15 protein-coding genes are annotated in these 17,603 nt (G+C 71.3%); all 15 read right to left on the reverse strand.

Annotation, left to right across the window (positions count from 1 at the left end):
• Window positions 1-13: 13 nt before the first annotated feature.
• A complete protein-coding gene (locus ABEA82_RS16670; protein WP_345662264.1) occupies window positions 14-937 on the reverse strand; it encodes a UbiA family prenyltransferase in 924 nt (307 codons plus the stop codon).
• Window positions 934-3,624 carry a PEP/pyruvate-binding domain-containing protein gene (locus ABEA82_RS16675; protein WP_345662265.1) on the reverse strand — a complete coding sequence of 897 codons (2,691 nt, stop codon included), beginning with the start codon at window positions 3,622-3,624 and terminating at the stop codon, window positions 934-936. The genes ABEA82_RS16670 and ABEA82_RS16675 overlap by 4 nt, the downstream gene beginning before the upstream one ends.
• Window positions 3,617-4,618, reverse strand: coding sequence for an NAD-dependent epimerase/dehydratase family protein (locus ABEA82_RS16680; protein ID WP_345662266.1), 1,002 nt, complete (start codon window positions 4,616-4,618; stop codon window positions 3,617-3,619). The genes ABEA82_RS16675 and ABEA82_RS16680 overlap by 8 nt, the downstream gene beginning before the upstream one ends.
• Window positions 4,615-5,295, reverse strand: a complete 681-nt coding sequence (locus ABEA82_RS16685; RefSeq protein ID WP_345662267.1) for a methyltransferase family protein — start codon at window positions 5,293-5,295, stop codon at window positions 4,615-4,617. The genes ABEA82_RS16680 and ABEA82_RS16685 overlap by 4 nt, the downstream gene beginning before the upstream one ends.
• The gene (locus ABEA82_RS16690; RefSeq protein ID WP_345662268.1) at window positions 5,292-6,179 is read right to left on the reverse strand and encodes an AfsA-related hotdog domain-containing protein; all 888 of its coding nucleotides are present in this window, start codon (window positions 6,177-6,179) and stop codon (window positions 5,292-5,294) included. Before ABEA82_RS16690 ends, ABEA82_RS16685 begins: the two co-directional genes overlap by 4 nt.
• 205 nt (window positions 6,180-6,384) lie before the next feature.
• Window positions 6,385-7,614, reverse strand: a complete 1,230-nt coding sequence (locus ABEA82_RS16695; RefSeq protein ID WP_345662269.1) for a cytochrome P450 family protein — start codon at window positions 7,612-7,614, stop codon at window positions 6,385-6,387.
• A 157-nt stretch (window positions 7,615-7,771) separates the two neighbouring features.
• Window positions 7,772-8,782: a beta-ketoacyl-ACP synthase III gene (locus tag ABEA82_RS16700; RefSeq protein WP_345662270.1), complete on the reverse strand. Its 1,011-nt coding sequence runs from the start codon at window positions 8,780-8,782 to the stop codon at window positions 7,772-7,774.
• Window positions 8,783-8,964: 182 nt separating this feature from the next.
• Window positions 8,965-9,804, reverse strand: a complete 840-nt coding sequence (locus ABEA82_RS16705) for an ABC transporter permease (protein ID WP_345662271.1) — start codon at window positions 9,802-9,804, stop codon at window positions 8,965-8,967.
• Window positions 9,770-10,582 carry an ABC transporter permease gene (locus tag ABEA82_RS16710; RefSeq protein WP_345662272.1) on the reverse strand — a complete coding sequence of 271 codons (813 nt, stop codon included), beginning with the start codon at window positions 10,580-10,582 and terminating at the stop codon, window positions 9,770-9,772. Before ABEA82_RS16710 ends, ABEA82_RS16705 begins: the two co-directional genes overlap by 35 nt.
• Window positions 10,579-11,541 (reverse strand): ABC transporter ATP-binding protein, encoded by a 963-nt coding sequence (locus ABEA82_RS16715; protein WP_345662273.1) that lies wholly within the window; start codon window positions 11,539-11,541, stop codon window positions 10,579-10,581. The genes ABEA82_RS16710 and ABEA82_RS16715 overlap by 4 nt, the downstream gene beginning before the upstream one ends.
• Window positions 11,538-12,605, reverse strand: a complete 1,068-nt coding sequence (locus tag ABEA82_RS16720) for a hypothetical protein (RefSeq protein ID WP_345662274.1) — start codon at window positions 12,603-12,605, stop codon at window positions 11,538-11,540. Before ABEA82_RS16720 ends, ABEA82_RS16715 begins: the two co-directional genes overlap by 4 nt.
• A gap of 287 nt (window positions 12,606-12,892) precedes the next feature.
• Window positions 12,893-13,798 (reverse strand): carbohydrate kinase family protein, encoded by a 906-nt coding sequence (locus ABEA82_RS16725; protein WP_345662275.1) that lies wholly within the window; start codon window positions 13,796-13,798, stop codon window positions 12,893-12,895.
• Window positions 13,795-15,102, reverse strand: coding sequence for a radical SAM family heme chaperone HemW (hemW, locus tag ABEA82_RS16730; RefSeq protein WP_345662276.1), 1,308 nt, complete (start codon window positions 15,100-15,102; stop codon window positions 13,795-13,797). The genes ABEA82_RS16725 and hemW overlap by 4 nt, the downstream gene beginning before the upstream one ends.
• A 10-nt stretch (window positions 15,103-15,112) precedes the next feature.
• Window positions 15,113-16,177 (reverse strand): beta-ribofuranosylaminobenzene 5'-phosphate synthase family protein, encoded by a 1,065-nt coding sequence (locus ABEA82_RS16735; protein ID WP_345662277.1) that lies wholly within the window; start codon window positions 16,175-16,177, stop codon window positions 15,113-15,115.
• Entirely contained in the window at window positions 16,158-17,465 is a 1,308-nt protein-coding gene (locus ABEA82_RS16740; RefSeq protein WP_345662278.1) for a TrpB-like pyridoxal phosphate-dependent enzyme, read from the reverse strand. Before ABEA82_RS16740 ends, ABEA82_RS16735 begins: the two co-directional genes overlap by 20 nt.
• Window positions 17,466-17,603 lie beyond the last annotated feature (138 nt).

The raw sequence follows: 17,603 nt of genomic DNA on the forward strand, positions 1-17,603 counted from the left end.
TGACGCACGCCGTTCACGACATCCGACCGGCTGACGCCCAGTGGAGCACCGGCACCGCCAGGAAGACCACATAGGCCAGCAAGGCCGGTCCACCCGGCGAGTAACGGACCGTGCGCCGGCTGTGCCAGCGAAGCCAGCCCCAGGTCGCGCAGACCGCCGGAGCGGCGAACGCGGCCAGCCAGAGTACGTCCCACGACTGCCACAAAGCCGCCGCGGTCACAAGCAACAGGCACGCCGCCGCCAGCAGGAACCCGGCCAGGGCCAGGCTGCCGAACGCTCCGACAGCGGTGGAGTACAGCTTCTCCCCCGGCCGGGCGAACTCCGGCCGCACTGTCTTGCGCGCCACCTCCCAGGACAGATAGGCGAGCACGAACGCCGGCACCGCGCAGGCCACGACCGCCGGTGGGGCATGGACCCCGGCCGCATGCGCGAGCGTCACGGCGTACACGACCACACCGGTCTTCAGCTGGATGGTGATCGCGATGTTCACGTGCACGCTGTCGCGGAACCACGGCGAGATGCGCTCGAGCCACAGCAGGAACAGGCTGTACGCCATGATCAGGGCCGCCGTCGCCACCGCCGCACCGCCCACGCGAGCCGCGAGGGTGACGGCGCACACAGCCGCGCCCACCAGGTACCAGCGCACCTGCCGGGTACCGACCTCACCGGTGACGAGCGGGCGCGAGGGGTTGAACTCACGGTCGTACGCGAGGTCCTTCACCTCGTCGACGACACGCATGAAGAACAGCACGCACAGCAGCGCCAGGAGTCCCGCCGCGACTCCCCCAGCGCCGAGTGCCGACGGCGGACCGGACCAGCCCGCCGAGGCGAGGGTGCCGAACACCGCCGCCGGCAACAGCACCACGTACACGCTGTACTGGCCCAGGGGGAACCGCGTCAGGAAGAACCGCCCGAAGACCCTCAGCTCCTCCTTCACGCCTCGCCCTCCAGGACGGTGACGCGGCCCGTGGCGCCGTCGATCTCGATCAGACTGCCGTCCGCGATCCTGGCCGTCGCACCGGGTACTCCCACGATCGTGGGGATGCCGAACTTGCGGCCGGTGATCGCCGTGTGGGACAGCATGCTGCCGCGCTCCACCACGATCCCCCGGGCCGCCAGCATCAGGTACAGCCAGCCCGGGTCCGTCTCCCGGGTGATCAGGATGCTGTCCGGCTCCAGTGCGGTACCGAGCGACGGGCTCATGACGACCCGGGCCCGGCCACGGACCCGGCCGGGACACGACCCCAGGCCCTTCAGCACGTGCGCCGTGGGGGCCTCGTCGACACCATCGGCCCGCTCATGGTGGGGCACCGACAGCGCCACCACGTCGGCGGTGGCGAACTCACGGTGCGGCTCCAGGCTGTTCGCCCGCTTCATGTCCCGTCGGCGGACCTCGACCAGGCCCGCCAGATCGTGCGTCGAGCCGGAGCCGTCCACAAAACCGAACAGCTCGTCGAGATCCAGCAGGAACACGTCCTGAGCGTCGCCCAGTACTCCGCGGTGGTGCAGCTGTGTGCCGAGCGCCAGGAGGACCTGCTTGCTGTAGCCGAACAACTCGCTGCGCATATATCGTCCGGCCTCGCGGTAGTACAGGTGCGTCCGCAGCCGGTCGAAGAGCCACAGCACCAGGGCGCGCACGGCCGGCCGGTCCGGCAGCAGGCGCCGCAGTTCGTCCTCGCCCTCCGCCCGGTTGCGCCGCTCGGCCTCCTCCAGCTCCGCCACGGTCATGCCCGACGCCACGTACTGCCGCACCAGTTCGACCAGATGCCAGGGGGTGTCCCGCAGATTGGGCTGCTCCAGTTTCAGCTCTTCGATGCCGCGGTCGCCGTAGCGGCTCAGATGGGAGCGGAACGCCGCGGTGAACTCCGCCGGCAGCAGTCCCGCGTCCAGTTCCTCCCAGGTTCGCCGGGCATCGCCGGTGGCGAACCGTGCCGTCAGCTCGGGGTCGTGGCGCACCTGCTCGGCGAGCCGTACGGCCTCCAGGGCGATCTCGGCGCCCTTGAGCTGGCGGCCCCCGCACAGCAGCTGACTGAACAGCGTCGCGTGATCCGTCACGCCGCTGCGTTCGAGGACCTGCTCGATCATCTTGTGACACAGCACCATGAACTGGTAGTTGACGAGCGTGACGCCCCACAGGTCGCCCGCGCGCCGCCAGACCTCGCGGAAGTCGCTCACCAGGGAGAGCGGATGCCGGTCCTGGAGCACCGTACTGCGCCGCTCCCGCAACAGTTGCCGCCACTGCCTCTCGAAGGCGGTGAAGTCCCGTGGCAGGGTCATGTGGTTGCGGCCCGCGCGTGCCCAACTGCGGGCCAAACGGCCGAATCGCCGTGCACGCTCAAGGCGTGTCGCGGGCGGCGGTGCGGGCTCGGCGTAGGCGGTGTCCAGCTCCGCCACCAGTCGCTCCCAGTCCCGCCGGAGCCCCTCGAACAGCGGCAGCGCGGTCAGCATGGTGGTGAAGGACGTGATGCTGTGGTAGATCCGCCCGTCCACGTAGCCCAGCAGCCGGCTGGTGGTCTCGCGCAGGTCGTACAGCTCGCGCTCACCCACCCCGCACCGGCGCAGGTAGTCGTGGTTCAGCAGCCCGTAGAACCGGCGTGCCACCGAGTACGTCATCGGCGTGGTCGTGCCCGGGAAGCTCTCCGAGACGTTGGCGCTGCTCCACACCCGGTGCCGGCTCTGTTCGAGGACGACCGGCCGTGACTGCACCACATGCACCTGGCCGTCGGGCGTGAGCGTGGCCTCGATGTCCTGCGCCGTTCCGAGCAACTCCTCGATACGGCGCCCGAGTCCGGCGAGCGACACGACCTCGTCGTCGGCGAGCACCGGCACGTGCCGAAGACGCTCGGGCACGTCCACCGTCCGCGTGCCGTACCCTCGCTGCTCGTCCAGTGTGACCATCGTCGACTTGCCGGAGACGACGCGGTCCACGTCCCCGCCGGGGCCGACGAAGAAGTGGTCCGTGGCCGTCTTCTCCTGCACCACGCCTTCGCCGATGCCCCAGCCGGCGCTGATCACGGTGCGGCGGGCGTACGTCGCCGGATCACAGGTGAACATCACCAGTGACCGCTCGCCCAGCACCATCTGCTGGACGCCGACGGCCACGGCCAGCCCCTGTGCCGTCAGCCCCAGACGGTGCCGGTACAACAGTCCCTCGGGGGAGAAGGCCGACGACCAGCATCGTGACACCGCGGCCGAGATGCCGGCCTTCGGCACGTACAGGAAACTGTCGCTCATGCCGGCGAACGCGTGGTCGCCCGAGTCCTCCGCCTCGTCCGGCCGCGCGGCCAGCACCGAGGAACGCACCGCGACGAGGCCGTCCCCGGGCAGCAGACGGTCCACGGCGTGTCCCAGCGCCTCCATGACGCGGGGCGTGAGGGTCACCTCTTCGACCAACTCCCGTATGCGCGCACTGACGTCGCGGACCTCGTGCCAGTCGGCGTGGTCCACGTCGGCCAGCAAGGCCGTGATCCGGTCCGCCACGGGCGTGACGGCCAGGCGGAACGCCTGGTCCGTGAGGCAGAACAGGGGTGGTACCCGCACCCCCGCGGCGTGCAGGAGCTTCAGCCGGGCGAACTTCCACCCCACGCGCTCGGGCGCCATCGGGTCGTCGAGTGTCTCAATCATGTGTCGTCACCTCGTCGTCCGCCCCGGACCGGCGTGCGCGCAGCACTCGCATCGGGGACTTGTCAGTGATGTCCGAGCCGATCTCGGCCTCCAGCGCCCGCACGTCGGGCCAGTGGGAGCGAGTGGCCAACTCCAGCAACGTGGTCAGCTGTGCGCCCCGGCGTCCCGGAATCCGCCGGGCCCATCGGATCAGTGTTTCCGGCGGCACCAGCCGTACGGGCGTCCCGGCCCCGGGCGGTGCGGCGATGTCGAACAGCTGCCGCAGTGTGACCGGCTCGCGGTACGCCACGTTCAGCGCCCGCTGGACCGGCGCCCTGCGCAGGTGGCGCTCGTGTGCCCGCTCGACCAGGCGCACGACCACTTCCGCGTAGTCGTCGACGTCCATGAGGCCGAGCCGTACCTGGTCCGGGTCCAGCCGCAACGGCAGGGGGCGAAGACGCGCCGCCATGGGCAGGAACGAGCGGTCGTCCGCTCCGGGCAGGAACCGCGGGCGCAGTACGTAGGCGGTGCCGTCACGCCGCCGCATCTCCTCCAGGACGACGCGCTCGGCGGCCAGGCGCGTGTGGGCGAGCGCGGTGCCGGGCGCCGTCCCGGCCGTCTCGGCCACACCTTCCTGGGCACCTTGCCCGTACACGGACATCGAACTGCCGTGGACGACGCCGCGCACCGACGGCGGCAGGCGGCTCAGCACCTCCCGGGTGCCGTCGACGTTCACCGTGCGCAGCCGTGAGACGTCGCCGTGGTGCTCGGTCGCCAGGTGCACCAGCACGGTGGCGTCGGGCGGCGGGAAGCCGGCCGGCAAGGCATCCGGGAGCGCGCCGAGGACGTAGGTCACGAACGGCAGGCGGTGCCGGGGCGGGGTGCGTACCAGCGCGGTCACCCGCCACGGCGTGCCCGTCTCCGCCAGCCGCCGCAGGAAGGCACCGCCCGTGTATCCGGTGGCTCCGAGCAGAACGATGTGCGGCGCTGCGTACCGGCCCGTGCTCACGGTCACCAGAGGAACGGCACGAGGCGCTTGCGGCCCCGTGCGAACTCGCGGTATCCGGCGATGTCGGCCAGCGCCGTCTCCTCGATCCGGATGCGGTACACGATGGCGGGCACGAACGCGCCCAGCAGCAGAAGGACGCTCACCGGGTTGAGGAAGAACGACACCAGTCCGGTGTGCGCGAGGAGCATCCCGGTGTACGCCGGATGCCGCAGCACCCGGTACGGGCCCGTGTCCGCGATCCGGTGGTCGTTTACCGTGCGGACCCGGTGCGAGTAGAAACGCCCGAGCGCGCGGATCGCTGCCAGGCGCAGCGCGGCGCCCGATGTCAGGAGCGCGAACGGGACCAACATCCAGGTCTGCCAGGGGCCTTGCGGCAATGGCCCGTAGAGCGCGGCGACGACCGTGGCCAGTCGTGCGGCGCCGTACAGCTTCTCGCTGCCCCGGTCCTGCTCGGAAGCCGGTTCGCCGGCGGTGCGCAGACTGATGCGCGTCTCGAGGGCGACCCACGCCAGATAGACGAGGATCAGCGCTGCGGCCGTGCCGCGCACGCTCGGCGGGCCCACGGACAGGACGTGCACGAGTCCGCCCGCGACGGCCAGAGTGCCGACGACGAGCAGAACCGCAGGGAACCGCCCGGTGCGGGCGCGTTCGGCCCCGGTCCCGGAGCTGGCGGCCCGGCTCATCGGGCCGTCTCCCGCGGGCCGGCTCCGGTGGCCGCCGACCTGTTCCGTGTGCCCGCGCGCAGCCTGCGGTAGGCGGCGGGCGGAACCGTCCTGCCGGTGAAGGTGACCGTTCCTCGTGCCTCGTCCCCGACCATCAGCTCGCACGTCACGACGCGGTTGCGTGCACCGGCCCGCCGGGGGCGGCAGCGCAGCACGGGCAGGTCCGTCCAGGCGAGGCCCGTCGGCAGGGAGACGTCCAGCCTGCCCACGATGAACTGGTGGTCGAGCGGCGTGTTCCACACGGTGTGGTCGATCATCGTCGACGCCTGCCGGCCCGCTTCGACGAGCAGGGTGACGGGGTGCACCGCGGCGGCCGCCGCGCTGGGTTCCGGCTCCAGCATCCGCGTGTCCAGCGTGTCCCGGTCGATCCGGTGCGGCGGGCCGACCAGCACCCGTGCCCCCGCCCGCTTGTGCACCAGCTTGGCGTCGGCGCACGGGCCCCGGGCCCCGGCACGCGGCTCCGTAAGGAGCGGGCCGCTCGAAGCGTCCGCTGTGGTGACCAGTCCGCCCCGGCAGACCTGCGTCCCGTCCTGCACCAGGCGCACGGACACCGAGCGGTCGGGGCCCGCGGCTGCCTCGTCGTCCAGCAGGAGCCGTGCCGGGGGGTCCTTCTCGCAGAAGCGGTCGAACCGCATCCACAGGTGTGTCACCCCCAGCTCGTCCGACGGTGACTCGGTCAGCCGCTCCGCCGCGTGCAACGCGCTGTCCAGGAGCAGCATCGCGGGCACGTGATCGAGGGGATGGTCGAAGAAGAAGGGATTCTCCTCGTCGACGACGACCTCAGTGCCTGTGCCGGGGTCGCGTTCCGTGCCGTGTGCCGAAGTGGTCAGTGTGTGTGCTGTCATAGCGCCTCCGAGAGTTGGGGATCGGCCGCCTGTGCCACCGCGTGTCCGTGAGGACGTTCCGTTCGGTCCACGGTTCGGCCGAGAGCGGTGTGCGGTTCCGCGGCCCGGACGGTTCCCGAGCGGCCGAGGCCGCCCGGCCGTTCGGCCGGGTCGCGCCGGTACGGTCGGGCTGCCCGTCAAGCCGAGTCGCCCGACCGGCCCTTCGTCAGCCGGCCACCGGGCGGAGCAGCACCGGCAGTTCGCGGGGGCCGCTGGTGATGAACGAGCCCGATGCCGGCACATCGGCGCCGCGCACGGTCAGTCGCATGTCGGGGAATCGTTCGAAGAGCCGGGGAAGGGCGATCCCGGCCTCCAGGCGGGCCAAGGGCGCGCCCAGACAGTGATGGACGCCGTGGCCGAAGGCGAGATGCTCCCGTCGTTCACGCAGCAGGTCGAAGTCGTGTGCCGCGGGCCCGTGCTGCTCCGGGTCGTGGCCCGCGGCCGCGTACGAGACGAGGATGGCGTCGCCGCGGCGGAGGGTCACGCCATCCAGATCGATGTCCTCCGTCGCGTAGCGCAACGGCATGTGAGCCACCGGTCCGTGCACCCGCAGCGTCTCCTCGACGACGTCGTCCCAGGTCGCGCGCCCCTCGCCCAGGAGGGCCAGATGGTGGGGCCGGGACAGCAGTTCGAGGATGGCGCTGCCCAGCAGGTGTGCGGTCGTCTCGTGGCCGGCCCCGATCATCAGCATCAGGGTGTCGACCAGCTCCTGCTCGTCGAACCGCTCGCCGTCCGCGTCCCGCAGCGAGATGAGCTCCGACGCGAGGTCCTCGCCCGGGTGGGACCGCTTGTAGGTCACCAGGCCGGCGAGTGCCTCGTGGACGGCCCGTCCTCTGGCCTGGGCGTCCTCGGCGGTACCCGGAGGGCGAAGGAAGTCGTCCGTCATCTCGCGCAGCGACGCCGCGATGTCGTCCGGGACGCCGAAGCACGCGCAGATGACCCGGAACGGCAGCGGGTGGGTCAGGGCGGCCCGCAGGTCTACCGTCTCACCGGGCCGCACCGCGGCGATCTCGTCGAGCAGTTCGCGCGTCACCCTCTGCACCACGGGTTCCATGGATCTGCTCCGGCGGACCGTGAAGGCGCCTGCCACCAGGCGCCGCAGTCGTGCGTGATCGGTGCCGTAGGCCGTCAGCATGTTCTCCACGGCGACCCATGGGTACAGCGGCCAGTCGCCGGTGATCTCCCCGTCACGGAAGGCCGGCCAGTGCTGCCGCGGGTCCTTGGACACCCGCGGATCGGTCAGAAGCCTTTTGATCGTGTCGTGCCGGGTCACCGACCAGGCCGGCACACCACCCGGCAACTCCACCAAAGTCGCCGGTCCGAGACGGCGCAACGCCTCGGCCTCGCCGACAAGGTCGCTTCCCGAGGGGTCGATCACGTAGGGCCGGTGTGGCATCAGCATCTCCCTGTTCCGCCGGTACCGGCATGCGCCGAGGACCATCAGCCACCGGGTCATGGGGAGAGACCCCGTCCACGGTGGACCGTCGTCGGCCGGAGTGTGTCCCCCGACGGGAGCCGGGGACCGTTTCTGGCCCCCCTGCCCGTCCCCGAGGTCAGGGGGCGACGACGACCTGTGCCGAGTAGCTGAGACCCGAGCCGAAGCCGGCTGTCAGCACGAGCGCACCGGGTCTGACCCGTCCGGAGGCGAGCAGGGTGTCGAGGGCGAGCGGGATCGAGGCGCCGGAGACGTTTCCGTCCTCCCTGACCGTTCGCGCCACCTCGACCGACGACGACAGGCCCATCGCCTTCACCACCGCGTCGATGATGCGCACGTTGGCCTGGTGCGGCACGAACGCCTCGATGTCCCGCACCGTCACACCGGCCGCCCGCAGGGCCTGTTCGCACACGTCGGCGACCGCGCCGATGGCCCAGCGGAAAACCTCGGGACCGGCCATCTCCAGGAAGGGCCAGCGCGCCATCGAGTCGCGCCGCAACTCGGCGAAGGAACGGCTCTGCTCGATGGCCCGCAGATGGTCCGTGTCGGTCCCCCACACCGCGCGCCCGATGCCGGGCTCGTCCGCGGGTCCGACCACGGCCGCCCCGGCGCCGTCGCCGAAGATGAAGGCCGTCGTACGGTCATGAGGGTCGACGATGTCGCTCATCCGCTCCGCCCCGACGACCAGGACGTGCTCCGCCTGCCCGCTGGCCACCAGATCGCCGGCGACGGCCAGTCCGTGGGAGAAACCGGCGCAGGCCGCGCCGAGGTCGAAGGCGGCCGCCCCGCGAGCGCCGAGCTCAGCGGCGCAGGCCGCCGCCGCGGGCGGCGCCTGATGCAGGTACGACATGGTGGAGAGGATGACGCAGGAGACGTCCGAGGGAGTCAGACCGGCCGCGCTCAACGCCTTCTCGGCGGCCCGTGCTCCCATGCCGGGAATTGTCTCGTCGTCGTCGGCGAAATGCCGGGTCACAATCCCCGACCGCACCTCGATCCATTCGGGGTCGGAATCTATGAATCTGCAGATCTCTTCATTGCCAACCACGCGCCCGGGGCGATACGAACCCACCCCGAGAAGGCGGGCGAAGCGGCTGGACGTAGATCGAATTCCAGTGACCATCGACGTCATCAATCCAATCGTGGATCAGCACATCCAGATGGTATTTCATCAAACGGCCTGCAATCACGGAATGTCAAGGAAGGGATCACCAGGACGTTTGGCCTATTGATTTCGTGGACGGTTGAATTTCACCATTGCAGAACACGGCACGATGCATTTCACGGCGCCGTTCAGGATTTCCCGTGGGCTTCTCAGCCGCCGTCCGCGTGACCCCGGGTCCGGGTCCTGTGAGCCCACAGGCGCACGAGCGCCGCGGCGGCGGCCAGCCACAGCACTCCGACGCCGAGTTCGGCAAGCAGCTGCCCGGCGAAGGGCTGTCCGGCCAGGGAGTGGTGCAGCGCCGCGACACCGTGGGTGAGCGGCAGCAGGCCGGCCACCGCCTGGGTCCACTCGGGAAGGGCCGGTGCCGGCAGTGCTCCGCTGAGCACGAGGACCAGGTACAGCGCCGTGTTGCCGAGCAGCAGCTCCGACCGGCCGAGGAGGGCCAGAACGCCCATGGCGGCGCCCAGACTTACCGTGGTGAGCGCCATGACGGCGTACATGCCAGCGCGCGCCAGCAGGTCCGCCACCGTCGCCGGCCCGGTCAGGACGAGGCCGGCGAGAACGACCGTGACGAGCGAGAGCAACAGGCCCTCGGCGGCGTAGGGCAGGCATCTGGCGAGCAGGATCCGCAGCGGTGGGACGCGTCCCGCGAGCTGCGGAACAAGGGTGCGTTCGTCGCGGTCCAGCGGCGGCACCCCGCTCGCACCGATCACGGTGGACAGGCACATGACGAAGGCGGACACTCCGACGAACGCCGCCTCTCTCCCCGCTGTCGCTCCGGAGTCGCCCCCCGCGGGCAGCAGTCCCGCCAGGAGGGTGTAGAACACGGCCTGGAGGACGGCCCTCGGGGCCTTGGAGAGCAGCAGGACCCGGGGAGTGTCCTCGACCAGGTACAACCGCCAGGAGAACCTGAGCAGTTCGCGTACGACGGGAAGACGGCCCGCAAAGGCCCCCTCAGGTGAATTCGAGGGTGCCGCGGTGCCTGGCACGGTCCACCACCTTCCGGAACAGGACGAGCCCGGCGAGGAGGTGGACGGCGGCCAACGCGGTCACGGCCCACAGCGACGCGCCCGGTGTCCTCCCGAGCGACACGTCGACCATGTACTCCTTCGCCCAGCGCAACGGCACCAGCCAGGAGACCCAGCGCAGCTCCGCCGGAATCAGCTCACCCGGGATGAGCATGCCGCCGAGGATGTAGACGGGGTACAGCAGGGCGTTGCCCACGTGCACGCCGTGCCGCGTCAGGACGAACACACAGCTGAGCAGCAGGCCCATCGCGACCGCGGAGGCGGTCACCGCCACGAGACCGACCATCAGCAGTACGGGGTCGGCGAGCCGGGGGCGCAACCCGAGAAGCAGGGACACCGCCGTCCCGACGACCACGAGCACACCGCAGGTGAAGACCACCGCGCCCGCGCACTTGCCGATCAGGACGAGCCGGGGATCGCGGACGCCGACCACGCTGCGGGACATGGTGCCCTGTACGAGGTCACGGCGGATGATGCCGCCGGCCATCCACACCAGTCCGCCCCACAGGCAGGTGACGAGCACGGAGATCAGGACACGAGTGGCCGTGTCGCGCTCGCCGGCGTCGCGGGGCAGCGTGAGCAGGAGCAAGGCGGCCGGCTGGACTCCGGCGAGGACCACCACGGCGGGGCTTCTGCCGGTCAGGACGGCCTGGATACGGGCGGATTCCCAGAACACCGCCAGGTGGGTGCGCAGCCGGTCGAATCCGCGTGCCGGAGGACGGGAAAGGGGTGCCGTCATGGCCGCGGGGTCTCGTACAGGCGCCGGAAGGAGTCCTCCAGGCGGGCCGGTGTCACGTCGAAGTCGGTCACGGCGCATCCGTCGAGCAGGGCGCTGATCTCGCCCAGCGACACGGTGCCCCACTCCTCGATCTCGATCTCCAGCGTCCAGGTCCCCTGCCGCTCCCCCGTCCCTTCGGCCTGGTTCCGGCCGCGTACACGGATCCCCTTGCAGACGCGGGGGGCCGGCGGGGCGCCGCGACCGGCAACCCTGAGGACGGCGGCGAATCCCGCCCGGCGGGTGAAGTCGGCGAGGGGCATGTCCTCCACGACCCGTCCTTTGTGGAGGGCGACGACCCGGTCGGCGAGTTCCTCGACGTCCAGCAGATGATGACTGGTCAGCAGGATGGTGACCCCCTGGTCGCGCAGCCCGGAGATCTCCGCGCGCAAGCGGGCCGCCTCCACCGGGTCGAGCCCGATGGTGGGCTCGTCGAGCAGCATGAGCCGGGGGCTGGTGGCGAAGCCGACGGCGAGGTGGAGCCGCTGGCGCATGCCGCGGGAGTACGTCTCGACGGCACGGCCGGCGGCGTCCGCGAGGCCCGCACGCTCCAGTGACCGCTCGACCAGCTCGCGCAGGCCACGGGGTGAGGCACCGTTGAGCATGGCGAAGAAGCGGAGGTTCTCCCGGGCGGAGAGCCGCTGGTAGAAGCCGCGTTCGCCGCCGAAGACGACGGACTGGTGACGGCGGACCTCCTGCGGCCGTGCGACGACGTCCACGCCGAAGACGCGGGCGGTGCCGCGGCTGGGCAGCAGGAGGGTGGCGAGGATCTTGGTCAGAGTCGTCTTGCCGGCGCCGTTCTCCCCGAGCAGCGCCACGATCTCGCCCTCGTCGACGGTGAAGTCGACCTGTTCCAGGGCGGTGACGCGGCGGCCGGACGAGACGAAGTCGCGCCCGATGCCCAGCACTTCGACCGCGGTCACGACCGCCCCTCCGGTGTCTCGACGACGCCCAGTCCGGCGAGCGCGGCCAGCGCGTCCGCGATCTCCTCGCGGGTCACGTCGCCGTCGACGCCGCGGGTGAACTCCTCGTGGAGGGCGGCGGCATCGGCTCCCGTGCACAGGCTCCACAGGTACGCCATGGGGTCGGTGAGGTCGTAGGCGACGTTGGGGCCGGCCAGGACGAATCCGTCGGTGAAGCGGAGCAGGCTGTGGTACGGGCTCTGCACGGGGCCCATGCCGGGTGGGCGGGGCAGCCGCAGTTCCGCGATGCCCTCGGTGCCGTCCCAGCCCTGGGTGGTGGCCACGCCCACCAGGGCGACGGCGAGGGCGAGCCTGCGGCGCACGACGCCCTCCGCGTGCCCGGCCAGGCCGTCCAGGGGCACGGGCTCGTGCAACAGCTCCCACACGGCCGGCAGGTGCGGGCCGAGCAGCGGGGAACGGGCGACGCGGCGGAGCAGGAACTTCGGACCGATGTACAGGTCTCGTTCGGCGGACAGCAGCGCGTCGAGTCCGGCCTCGAGCGCACCCCGCGCGGCGAGCAGGGCCGTGTAGGGGTCGCCGACGGCGAGGGCGCCTTGAGCGTCTTCGGCCAGTCCCGCGACCTGGAAGGCGTTGCGGTAGATCACGACCTGGGCGACGACGTCCCGGTCGGGGCCCGGCAGATCGCCTCCGAGGGGGAGCCGGCCGGCCATGGCGTAGCGGACGGTCCTGGTCATCTCCTCGCGGTCGAGGTCGCCCTGGGACCGGTCGGTCCGGGTGATCGCGTACCGGGCCATGGACTCCGCCCGGGCCTTCCAGGACGCGAGGGAGACGGTGGTGAGATCGAGGCGGCGGCCGTTCGCCACGTGCTGGCGCGCTGATTCGGCGGTGTCGTGGACCACGACGATGTCGAGGTCCGACTCGGCGTGGCCGAGGCCGACGGAGAGGCTCCCCGCGATGAACGCGCCGGCGCAGCCGTCGGGGTAGGTCCGCGCGACGAGGTCGACGGCCTCGGAGACGTCCTGAGAGGTGAAGAACATGTCGTCGATGGCGTACTGCTCGCTCAACCCAGGTCTCCTCAACCCGATGTCCTGAATCGTTCTCCTCGACCCGAGCTCCTGGTCCGGATGCCCACGTCCCGTTCTCCGTGTCCGGGCCGGATCGGCGTGGCGGGCACCCTGACAAGGGCATCGACGGGTGCCCGCCACGCCGGCAAGCGTTGTTCAGCGGTCATGCACAGTCGTTACAGCGCCTTGTTGCCGCTGCACGTGCCGGCCTTCTTGATGTCGAACTTCATGTCCCTGCACCTCCTTTCCGACATATCGGACGTCACCGGACGGTGTCTCCGGTGTGCTCAGGCGGCGGGGACAGCCGCGGCCTCGGACAGGTGGCGGCCGGCCTCCGCGGCTCCGGCGCGCGCGCACTGTCCGGGTGTGGCTCCCGCCAGTGCGGCGGCGAGGAAGCCCGCGTGGTACGCGTCTCCGGCCCCCGCGGTCGGCAGTCCCGGTGCCACGACGGGCGCCGCCGTGTGGACGGCCTCGCCCAGACCGGGGCCCGTGGTCCAGCTGCCGTGTTCCCCGCAGGTCACGGATACCAGCCGGGGGCGTCCCGGGGCCTGCCGGGACAGTCGGGCGCACGCCTCGCGGGCGGTGTCCGCGCCCGTGTGCGCGACAGCCCAGGACTCGGCCGCGACGAGCACGTCGGCGTACCGCAGCAGCTCGGGCACCCCCTCGGACACGTCGCCGCGGCCGGCGTTCAGCGAGACGGTCACGCCGCGGTCGCTCGCCAGGGCGCACAGCTCGGTCGCGGCCTGGGGGAAGCGGCCATTGACATGGACCGCGTCGGCGTCCGCGACAAGTTCGGGCAGGCGCGTGCGCAGGACCGCTTCCGCCGCTCGCTCCAGCGGCTTCGGCAGGTGCCACAGCAGTGTCCGCGCCGGTGGCGCTTCCAGGACCAGGCAGGAGGCGCTGGGGCCGGGCACCGCCGCGACGTGCCGTCGCTCGACGCCGTACGCGTCCAGACGGTCCAGCAGGAAGCGCCCGATCCAGTCGTCGCCCACCCCGCTCGCCAGGCTGGTGGCGAGACCGAGCCGCCGCAGCGCCACCAGCGTGTTCGTGGTGGCTCCGCCCAGGCGCAGGTCCATCGCCCGCACACTGGGATCGCTCTCCTCGTGGAGCGGGACCGGGCAGACCACCCGGACGTCCGCCATCACCAGACCGAGGCCCACGACACGGGGGCGGCGGCCCGGTGGCGCGGTCACCGGTCCACTTCCAGGATGGGCAGGCCACGCCGCGACAAGCCCAGTGACTGCCGGTCCTCCGGTGCCTCGTAGAACAGCTTGCCGATGTTGTTCACCTTGCGGATGCCCTCGGCGGTGAGGCGCAGCAGCCGGCCCTCGCGGGTGATGAGCCCGCTCTCGGCCAGCAGCGTCAGCTCCGGCCCGAAGACGGTGTCGACGTCCACGCCGTACTGGCGGCGGAACCGGTCCGTGTCGAAGGGGTTCATCCGCAGACCGAACATCATGGTGCGGCGCATCCGGGCGGGCAGGTCGAGGACGGAGCCGGCCGCCGTGGCGGCGCCGGTGGTGCGTGCCCGCTCGATGTAGTCGCCGATCGAGTAGGCGTTGATGGTGTGCCGGCCGTCGATGTAGGTCACCGCGCTCGGGCCGACCCCGACCCATTCACCGTCCTCCCACTGGAGTTCGGTGTACCGGCAGCGCGGCGTGGTGCGGCGGACGAAGTCGAAGACGTTGTAGTGCTCGTAGCCGTGCTCCGTGAAGATCTCCCGGGCGGCCTCGAACATCTCCTGTTCGACGTCCTCACCAGGGATCTCCAGCTCTCCCTTCTGCAACCGGGACCAGAGCACGGTGTGCTCGCGGATCCACAGCGGGTAGAAGCTGACGTGCGCGGGGTCGCAGGCGAGTGCGTCGCGGACGGAGCGGCGGACGTCCTCGACGGACTGTCCGGGCAGCCGGTAGATCAGGTCGAGGTTGATGTTGTCGAAGCCGGCCTCGTGCGCCAGGCGCAGCGCCTCACGGGCCTCCGCGGCGGTGTGGTCGCGCCCGATCTCCTTCAGCACCTCGTCGTTGAAGGACTGCACGCCGATGCTCAGCCGGTTGCCGCCCGCGGCGCGGAACAGCCGCAGTTTCTCACTGCTGAGCGAGGCCGGGCTCCACTCCATGCTGAACTCGCAGTCGTCCGTGAGCTCGAACGACGAGGTGATGCCGTCCAGGAGCCGCCGGAGCTGCCGGGGTGCCAGCAGGGAGGGTGTCCCGCCGCCGATGAACACCACGTCCAGCGGGCGCCCCGCCACCTGGCCGCGCTGCCGCACCGTGCGGATCTCGTTCTCCAGGGAGTCGAGGAAGACGTCCATCTCGTCGTGCAGGTCGTCGCCGACCTTCACCTTGTACTTGCAGAAGTGGCAGCGATGGGCGCAGTAGGGGATGTGGGCGTACAACCCCATGGTGGGGCGCGACCAGGCGGCCGCGGGGTCCATCGCGGTGATCCGGGCGGGATACCAGCGCACGTAGTCGCGCTCGATCTCCTCCAGCTCCGACACGTTCATGGGGTCGCCGTCACTCCTCGGGAAGAACGGTGGCCGCGGGGCCGCCGAATGTCGTGGTGATCAATGAGGCCAGGGGCAGGCCCGCCCGGCCCGCGGCAGCGCGGATCCGCCCGGCGAGCTCCGCTCCGTCACACGCGGACCGGTCGTAGACGGCGTACACGAGGGGCCCGGTCGAGCTGAGGCCGCCCCCGGCGGCGCCCTGGGCGCACATCAGGTCGACGAGGGGCCGCCACGGGCGCAGTTCGGGCCGCTCCCAGTGCGCCCGTTTCCAGCCGATGTCCTGAAGCCGTGTCAGGCACTCGCCGAAGGCGGCGAGGTCGCCCTCCTCCAGGGCGGGCAGCAGCCCCATGAGGACGGTGTGCGCGACCGCCCGGACGGCAGGCAGCGGCAGCGGCGTGTGTGCGGACATGAAGTCCCGTTCCGCCGTGCCTTCCAGCCCTCGCACGCCCTCCGGAAGGGCCAGGACGATCCCCCAGTGCTCGGGTGGCGTCCGCGCGTACACCAGGGGCGGTACCGGCACGCCCTCGGCGAAGCGGCTCGGCGCGAACGCGTCCTTGTCGCGGGTGCGGTGGCCGCCGTCGACGAGGAAACCGCCGCGTGTGAAGGCGTGCACGCCGATGCCGGAAGTTCCGCCGCGTCCCGACAGCGCCGCGAGCTCCCGGTCGGCGAGCCGCCGGCCCGTGAGTTCGGCCAGGCCCCGCAGCACGGCGAGCCGCAACTGGGTGCCCGAGCCGAGGCCGCTGTGGGCGGGGACGGAGGTGTGCAGCCGTACCCGCACCGTGTCCGGGACGCCGAGGGCCGTGGCGGCGTGCCGTACCGCCGCCGTGATGCGGTCGGCCTCGGCCGGGTCCGCGGCACCGTCGCAGCGCGGCGGTCCGCCGCGGGTCAGCACGAGCCGCAGTCCGGGGTCGGCCACCGCGAAGCCGACACTGCCGTCTCGGCGACCGGTCGACCCGTTCATGTCGATCAGCGTGATGTGCACCCGGGACGACGTCCGGACCTCCACCGCGCCGGGAAGCAACGCCACCCGGCCGCGGGGCAGGAGACCGGCGTCGTCAGCCGAGATCGAGGACATCCGCGTATCCCTGAAGGTCCAGGTAGCCGTGGCCGCTGAGGCAGATGACGATGGTGCGCGGCTTGCCGCCACGCCGCGCTTCCTCGATGGCGGCGAGGATGGCGTGGGAGCTCTCGGGCGCGGGCAGCACGCCCTCCGTGCGCAGGAACAGCTGCCCGGCCTCGAAGACCTTCTGCTGCTCGAAGGCTCGCGGGGTGATCAGGCCGTTCTTGACGAGGCTGGAGAGGATGGGGGTCTTGCCGTGGTAGCGCAGACCGCCGGAGTGGATGGGCGGCGGCACGAAGTCGCTGCCGAGGGTGTACATCGGGATCCGCGGGGTCTGCCGCTCGTAGTCCGCCCAGTCGTAACGGAACTCGCCCTGGGTGAGAGTGGGCACCGAGGCGGGTTCGGCCGCGATGCACAGCGGCCGGTCGGAGCCGGTGACGAAGGGGGCCACGAAGCCCGTGAAGTTGCTGCCGCCGCCGACACAGCCGACCAGCACGTCGGCACCGACACCGGCCTGCGCGAGCTGCGCCTGCGTCTCCAGACCGATGACCGTCTGGTGCATGGCCGCGTAGTACGACATGCACCCCAGCGCCAGCCGGTGGGACGGCTCCGACCGGACCAGCTCGATGGCCTCGGCCATGCCGATACCCAGGCTGCCGGGACTGTCCGGGTCCTTGTCCAGGACGTCACGGCCCGTGCCGGTGGTCCGGCTCGGAGAGGAGATGACCTCGGCCCCCAGCATCCGCATGAGATTGCGCCGGTAGGGCTTCTCGTCGAAGCTCTTGCGGACCATGAACACCTTCAGCTTGAGACCGAAGGCGGCGCAGGCCAGAGCCAGGGCGGTGCCCCACTGGCCGGCCCCGGTGTCCGTGACCAGCGTCTCGACGCCGTCCTGCGCGGCGTAATACGCCTGAGCCAGCGCCGTGTTGAACTTGTGGCTGCCGCCGGGGTTCAGATCCTCGCGCTTGTAGAAGATCCGGTGCGGGCTGTCGAGGTACTCCTCGAGCCCCTTGGCCCGCACCAGCGTCGAGGGCCGGTAACGCGTATAGGTGCGAAGCACCGGCTCGGGCACCTCGATCCACGGGTCCGTCGCGTAGCGGCCCTTGAGGAACTCGATCCGCAGGCACTCGCTGGGCCACAGCCAGTCGTAGTCCTCCTCGAGCGCGAGCCGCTCCTCCGTCGAGTGCAGAGGAGGCTCGATCTCGTACGGCAGATCGACGACGAGGTTGTACCAGCGCTGAGGCACCTCGTCCTCGGACAGCACGAACCGGTTCGCTGTGGCCCGCTCCTCGGCGATTGTCACCGCTCACTCCTTGGAAGTCGCTTGTCGGGTCGAACAGGTGGAGCCGCCGCGGAACTCCACGAGAACGCGGCCCCGTCGGACGGTGCTGGTTTCCACGGCGGTGATACGACGCGGTCGTGCGGCGGAACGTCCGGGAAG

The organism is Streptomyces venetus (genome assembly GCF_039540295.1).
GTDB classification, from domain to species: domain Bacteria; phylum Actinomycetota; class Actinomycetes; order Streptomycetales; family Streptomycetaceae; genus Streptomyces; species Streptomyces venetus.